This window comes from Burkholderia sp. Ax-1720, assembly GCF_011753035.1.
Taxonomy (GTDB): Bacteria; Pseudomonadota; Gammaproteobacteria; order Burkholderiales; family Burkholderiaceae; genus Burkholderia; species Burkholderia gladioli.
On the sequence record NZ_VWWK01000271.1, the window covers coordinates 1 to 6595 of the forward strand.

Annotated in this window: 7 protein-coding genes; 5 read left to right on the forward strand and 2 right to left on the reverse strand. The window is 68.0% G+C overall.

The window, feature by feature from the left end; genetic code table 11:
* The 4 genes from F3J18_RS34840 to F3J18_RS34855 all read left to right on the forward strand — a co-directional run.
* On the forward strand, positions 1 to 451 hold a 451-nt coding region (locus F3J18_RS34840; protein ID WP_166916646.1), incomplete at its 5' end, for a HemK/PrmC family methyltransferase.
* 174 nt (positions 452 to 625) lie between these two features.
* A complete protein-coding gene (gene grxD, locus F3J18_RS34845; RefSeq protein ID WP_012734508.1) occupies positions 626 to 937 on the forward strand; it encodes a Grx4 family monothiol glutaredoxin in 312 nt (103 codons plus the stop codon).
* 13 nt (positions 938 to 950) lie between these two features.
* Positions 951 to 1550: a UbiX family flavin prenyltransferase gene (locus F3J18_RS34850; protein ID WP_025100899.1), complete on the forward strand. Its 600-nt coding sequence runs from the start codon at positions 951 to 953 to the stop codon at positions 1548 to 1550.
* A gap of 132 nt (positions 1551 to 1682) precedes the next feature.
* Entirely contained in the window at positions 1683 to 2492 is an 810-nt protein-coding gene (locus tag F3J18_RS34855) for a class III extradiol ring-cleavage dioxygenase (protein ID WP_166916648.1), read from the forward strand.
* Between the two features lie 121 nt (positions 2493 to 2613).
* Here the strand turns inward: F3J18_RS34855 and F3J18_RS34860 are convergent, their stop codons facing one another.
* Complete coding sequence (locus tag F3J18_RS34860) at positions 2614 to 4212, reverse strand: APC family permease (protein ID WP_166916650.1); 1599 nt, start codon at positions 4210 to 4212, stop codon at positions 2614 to 2616.
* Positions 4213 to 4646: 434 nt separating this feature from the next.
* Here F3J18_RS34860 and F3J18_RS34865 point away from each other — a divergent pair, with 434 nt between their 5' ends.
* A complete protein-coding gene (locus tag F3J18_RS34865; RefSeq protein ID WP_025100896.1) occupies positions 4647 to 4850 on the forward strand; it encodes a cold-shock protein in 204 nt (67 codons plus the stop codon).
* 281 nt (positions 4851 to 5131) lie between these two features.
* Here F3J18_RS34865 and F3J18_RS34870 read toward each other — a convergent pair whose 3' ends face one another.
* Positions 5132 to 6391, reverse strand: a complete 1260-nt coding sequence (locus F3J18_RS34870) for an Hsp70 family protein (RefSeq protein ID WP_025100895.1) — start codon at positions 6389 to 6391, stop codon at positions 5132 to 5134.
* Positions 6392 to 6595: the final 204 nt, after the last annotated feature.

Here is a 6595-nt window from a genome sequence, read left to right on the forward strand (position 1 = left end):
GCGCGTCCAGGCGCTCGACCGCTCGGCCGCGGCGCTGGCGGTGGCACGCGGCAACGCGGCCAGGCTGCTCGACCCGGCGCGCCCGGGCGGCGCCCTGCAGTTCCTGGAGAGCGACTGGTACGGCGCGCTCGATCCGCTGCAGCGCTTTCACGCGATCGTCAGCAACCCGCCCTATATCGCGTGCCGGGACCCTCATCTCGAGCAGGGCGACCTGCGCTTCGAGCCGCGCGGTGCGCTGACCGACGAGGCGGACGGCCTCGAGGCGATCCGCGCGATCGCGGCCGGCGCGCCGGCCTTCCTGCTGCCGCGCGGCGCACTCTGGATCGAGCACGGCTACGACCAGGCCGAGGCGGTGCGCGCGATCCTCGCCGCCGCCGGATTCGAGGCGGTGGCCTCGCTCACCGACCTGGCGGCCATCGAGCGCTGCACCGGCGGGCGCCTGCCCGGCTGAACGCCCGGGCGCGGCTTGCCCGCGGCCGGTGCCCCCGCGAGATGCGCGGAGCACCCGCCGGCCCGGTCCAGGCCCTATCCCGGCCCTGCTTTCCGCCCTGGACCGGCGCCGGTCGGCCCTGCCGAAATCCAGTATCATTCCCGTTCTCTGCCCCGCATCAGCACAAGGTTCATCATGGATACCCAACAACGCATCAAGCAAATCGTCGACGAAAACCCGGTCGTGCTCTTCATGAAGGGCACCGCGCAATTCCCGATGTGCGGCTTCTCGGGCCGCGCGATCCAGGTCCTGAAGGCCTGCGGCGTCGACCAGATCAAGACCGTCAACGTGCTCGAGGACGAGGAAATCCGCCAGGGGATCAAGAGCTTCTCGAACTGGCCGACGATCCCGCAGCTCTACGTGAAGGGCGAATTCGTCGGCGGCTCGGACATCATGATGGAGATGTACCAGTCGGGCGAACTGCAGCAACTGTTCGCCGCCGCCTGAGTTCCTCCCCTCGATGGAGGCACGCCCCGCGCCGCCGCGGCGCCTGATCGTCGCGATCACCGGCGCGACCGGCGCGATCTACGGCATCCGCCTGCTCGACCTGCTGCGCGCGGCGGGCGGCGTCGAGACCCACCTGCTGGTGTCGGCGGCCGGCTGGCTCAATATCCAGCACGAACTGCGGCTCTCGAAGGACGAGGTCCATGCGCGGGCCGACGTGGTCCACTCGGTACGCGACGTGGGCGCGAGCATCGCCTCCGGCTCGTTCGCGACCGACGGCATGGTGGTCGCGCCCTGCTCCATGAAGACGCTGGCCAGCGTCGCGCACGGGCTCTCGGACAATCTCGTGGCCCGCGCCGCCGACGTCACGCTCAAGGAGCGGCGCCGGCTGGTGCTGATGGTGCGCGAGACGCCCTTCAATCTGGCACACCTGCGCAACATGACCGCCGTCACCGAGATGGGCGGCATCGTCTTCCCCCCGCTGCCCGCCTTCTACGCGATGCCCGCCTCGATCGACGAGCTGGTCGACCAGACCGTCACGCGCGTGATCGACCTGTTCGGCATCGGCGCGCCGCGCACCGCGCCGTGGACAGGGATCCGCGGCGGCACCGAGTAAGGCTCGTCACCTCCCGCCCCCTCGCATTGATTCGCAACGATAGAGAATCAATCAAATCCCGTTTGAGCGATTTATCAAACCCAAGGCGGCCTCTATAGTCGAATCCGATTCGACTCATCCGGACCTCCGACCATGTCCCGCCTGCCCTCGCTCTACCTGTCCCACGGCGCCCCGACGCTGCCGATCGACCCGCTGCTGCCCTCGGCGGCGTTCACGCACCTGGGCGCCGAGCTGCCGCGCCCGCGCGCCGTGCTGATGCTCTCGGCGCACTGGAACACGCTGGCCCCGGCCGTCAGCGTCAGCGCGCGGCCCGAAACCATCCACGACTTCCACGGCTTCCCGCGCGCGCTCTACGAGCTGCGCTACCCGGCGCCGGGCGCGCCCGAGCTGGCCGAGCGCACGGCAGCCCTGCTCGAGGCGGCCGGCATCCCGACCGTGACCACCGATTACGGGCTCGACCACGGCGCCTGGGTGCCGATGCTGCTGATGTTCCCCGAGGCCGATATCCCGGTTGCCCAGTTGTCGATCCAGCCGCGCGCCGACGCCGCCCACCACTTCCGCGTGGGCCGTGCGCTGCGCGCGCTGCGCGACGACGGCGTGATGGTGATCGGCTCGGGCCAGATCACCCACAATCTGCGCCAGGCCGATTTCGGCGCGACGCCGGAGGAGGCCGACCCTCGCGTGGATGAATTCACCGGCTGGTTCGAGGACCGCCTGGCCCATCGCGACATCGAGGCGCTGCTCGACTACCGGCGCCAGGCCCCGCACGCGGCCCTGATGCACCCGACCGACGAGCACCTGCTGCCGGTGTTCGCCGCGCTCGGCGCGGCCGACGACGACTACCAGCTCGGCATCCAGTCGCTGGGCACCTACCAGCGCGTGCTGGCGATGACCAACTACGTGTTCGCGTCGTCGCCCCAGGCCAGCCAGCCCGCGGCCTGAGCTACGGCCCGGGGCGCGGCGAGCGCCCATGAAAAAGCCCGCCCGGGCATGACCCGGGCGGGCTTTTTTTCGTTCCTGCCGGCACCGCGGCGGCGGTGTCGTCAGGATCGGGCGGTGACGCTCAGGCGCCGATGCCGTCGAGAATCTCGTCGTGCGACTCGCGCTCGTCGAGGTACTGGGTCCGGTAGCCGGTGTTGACGCCCCAGAAGTAGAAGCCCAGCGCGATCAGCGCGACGATCAGCATGTCCCAGCCATAGGGCAGCACGCCCGAGCCGCCGAACTGCTTGCTGCCGATCAGCGACAGCACGGCCATCGTCGGCAGGTAGGCGACCAGCCACCAGGCGGCCTTCAGGTCGGCACCCCAGCCACCCCAGCCCGACTTGGCCTGGAAGTAGAAGTACACCGGCAGCGCGACGACCATCAGCAGGATGATCTCGCCCGTCAGCGGCCACTTCGCCCAGTACAGGATCAGCGAGGCGCAGACGAAGGCGAACGGCGCGATCAGCTTCATGCCCGGGATCGACAGCGGACGATCGAGGTCGGTGGCCGCGCGGCGCAGCGCCATCAGGCTGATCGGGCCCGTCAGGTACGAGATCACGGTAGCCACCGAGATCACGGCCGCCAGCGAGCTCCAGCCGCGGAAGAAGAACAGGAAGACGAAGGAGACCAGCAGGTTGAACCACATCGCGTTGCGCGGCACGCCGTAGAGCGGGTGCACGTTGCCGAACATCTTCGGCATCGTGTTGTTGCGCTCCATCGCGTAGATCATCCGCGTGGTGGTGGCCATGTAGGTCGTGCCGGTGCCGCTCGGGCTGATGAAGGCGTCGACGTAGAGCAGCACGGCCAGCCAGTTCAGGTTCAGCGCGATCGCCAGTTCCGCGAACGGCGAGGCGAAGTTGAAGTGCTTCCAGCCCTTCGCGACTTCGGCCGGATCGACCGAGCCGATGTAGGCGATCTGCAGCAGCACGTAGATCACCAGCGCGATCAGGATCGAGGCGATCACCGCGAACGGCACGCTGCGCGACGGGTTGCGCGCCTCGCCGGCGAGGTTGACCGGGCTCTGGAAGCCGTTGAACGCGAACACGATGCCGCTGGTGGCGACCGCCGTGAGCACCGCCGACCAGCCATACGGCGCGAACGAGTCGTTGCTCGTCATGCCGAGGTTGTCGGAGTGGAAGCTGGTGAGCATCAGGCCGAGGATGGTCAGGCCCGGGATCAGGAACTTGAACACCGTGATCGCCGAGTTGGCGCGCGCGAACAGCTTCACGCCCCAGTAGTTCAGCATGAAGTAGATCACCACCAGCACCGCCGAGAGCAGCAGGCCTGGTGTGGTCAACTCCCCGCCCACGAACAGGCTGTGCGCCCACTCATAGGGCCAGGTGCTCATGTACTGGATCGATGCCTCGGCCTCGATCGGGATCACCGAGACGATCGCGATCCAGTTGGCCCAGGCGCTGATGAAGCCCACCAGGGAGCCGTGCGAGTAACGCGCGTAGCGCACCATGCCGCCCGATTCCGGGAACATCGCGCCGAGCTCGGCATAGGTCAATGCGATCGCGAGAATCACGACCGCGCCGATGATCCAGGCGCAGATCGCGGCCGGGCCGGCGATCTTCGCTGCTTTCCAGGCCCCGAAAAGCCAGCCGGAGCCGATGATCGACCCCAGGCCCGTCAGCATGAGCGCGATCGGGCCAATGTTCCGTTGAATAGAACTGTTCACAACCTCTCCTATGTCTCTCAAAAAGCCTTGTCAGGACGCCTGCCGAAGGTCGTTCGGCCGGGGTCGCGCCGGCATCTTTGGGGGACGGGTTGTCCGGTCCAGGACAACCCGCCCGTGCGGCGCGTAGTGTATACGGTTGCACCTCCCGCATGGCGGCAAAATCGATCAGCCCCTACAAAAAAATGAGCGCCCCAGCAAGATTTGTAAGCGTTATTCGTGGTATTTCTAGTGGTTTCCCTAGGAATTCTCGCGGGAAGGTTGACCGCAAGGTCGTTTGGACGTATAACGGCCGAGCAGGATTTCAAGTGGCGAGTGAATAGGTTCTTTCGTAGTTCGCCCATCAACGGTACTCCGGTCGGCCCCATTACCCCCTTCCTTGATTTTCATGCACCTCCCGGGCGTTTCGCCCTGTCTCACATTTTTAGGAACAAGTTATGGCAACCGGCACCGTCAAGTGGTTCAACGACGCTAAGGGTTTTGGCTTCATCACGCCGGAAGGCGGCGGCGACGATCTGTTCGCGCACTTCTCGGAAATCAAGGTTGACGGTTTCAAGACGCTGCAAGAAAACCAGAAGGTCGAATTCGAAGTGAAGACCGGCCCGAAGGGTCTGCAAGCAGCGAACATCAAGCCGCTGTAAGTTCGCGCGATATCTTCGCCTGAATAAAAAACCCCGCCTCGGCGGGGTTTTCGTTTTTTCCGACCCGAATTCGTGTCGGGCCGCGATCCGGCGGGATTGATTCCGATAGTGGTGCAGCGGTTCGCGTCGCGGGGCAAGGGAATCGACGCCGGGCACGCCGATTTGTCATCGAGGCGTGCTGGACGGGTTGGCGGGCCGGCGCGGCGGCGGAGGCAATTCTCGCTCCCGGCGCAGCCGTATCGAGCCCTGCCCAGGCCCGCCCGAGGCGCGCCGCCCGGCGCTCAGCCGAACAGGCGCCGCGCGTGGATCCCGAGGCCCGTGGCGACGCTGGCGAGGCGATCGCCGAACACCGGCTCGGCATCGGGGAAGGCGGCCGCCAGCGCGCCCGACAGGAAGGCCAGCCCGGTCGAGCCGCCCGTGAAGTAGAGCGCGCCCAGATCGCGCGGCGCGATGCCGGCCAGCCGGACCGTCTCGCGCGCCGCCTCGACGATGCGCGCCGTGTCGTCGACGCTGGCGTCCACCAGGCGCGCCGCGTCGAAGGCGATCTGCAGGTCCTCCTCGACCTCGTTCAGGTCGATCATGGTCTCCCCGCCCGCCGCCACGCCGATCTTGGCCTCCTCGGCGCGCGCCATCAGCGCGTGGCCGAAGCGCTGCTCGACCACCCTCACCAGCCGCTCGAACTGGCGCGTGTCCACATACAGGTGCTTCATCAGCTTGAGCTCGGCAAGCCGCTTGGGCGTGTAGACGGTGTTGATCAGGTGCCAGGTGGCGAGGTCGAAGTAGATCCGGTTCGGCAGCTCGCGGCCTTCCGGGTCCAGCGAGCGGTAGCCGAAGGCCGGCATGATCGAGGCCAGCTCGACGCGGCGGTCGTAGTCGGTGCCGGCCACGTGCACGCCGTGATGCGCGAGCACGTCGTCCTTGCGCTCGAGCCGCGCCATGCGCTCGGGGCCGACGCGCACCAGCGAGAAGTCCGAGGTGCCGCCGCCGATGTCGGCCACCAGCACCAGCGTCTCGGCCGGCTGGCGCGACTCGTAGTCGAACGCGGCCGCGATCGGCTCGTACTGGAAATGCACCTCCTTCAGGCCCACCGACTGCGCGGCCGCCGCGAGCTGCTGCTCGGCGAGGCGGTCGGCGCGCGGATCGTCGTCGACGAAGAACACCGGCCGGCCCAGCACCGCGCGATCGATCGCGCCGCCCGAGCAGGCCTGCGCCTTGCCCGTCAGGTGCTGCATGAAGATGGCGATCACCTCGGTATAGGCGATGCCGCTGCCGTCGCCGAGGTCGGTGGTGGTTTCCGCCAGCGGCGAGCCGAGGATGCTCTTCATCGAGCGCATCAGCCGACCGTCGAAACCGTCGATGTAGGAGGCCAGCGCGGCACGGCCGAACTCGCGCGTGCCCTCGTCGTTGTTGAAGAAGATGGAGGTCGGCAGGGTGCGGTGCTCGCCTTCCACGGGCGCGAGCCGCATCGCCCCCTCCCGCGCCGGGTCCGGCAGGGCGACGGCGGAGTTGGAAGTGCCGAAATCGATCGCGCAGTAGCTCATGGGGAATGAAACGCCGACGGGACGGGCGCGAAGCGGAAAGGGGGGCTTTTTAACACAGAAGCGCGCGGCCCTACAACGGGCTGCGGCGGGTGCGCGACGCGGGAAATCGGGGACGGTTCGAGCGGCGCCCGGCCCTGCCGGCGGCTTGCCGCGCCCGGTGCACGATCCCGGCGGGCGCGGCCGCGGCACGGCAGGCCGTGGGCG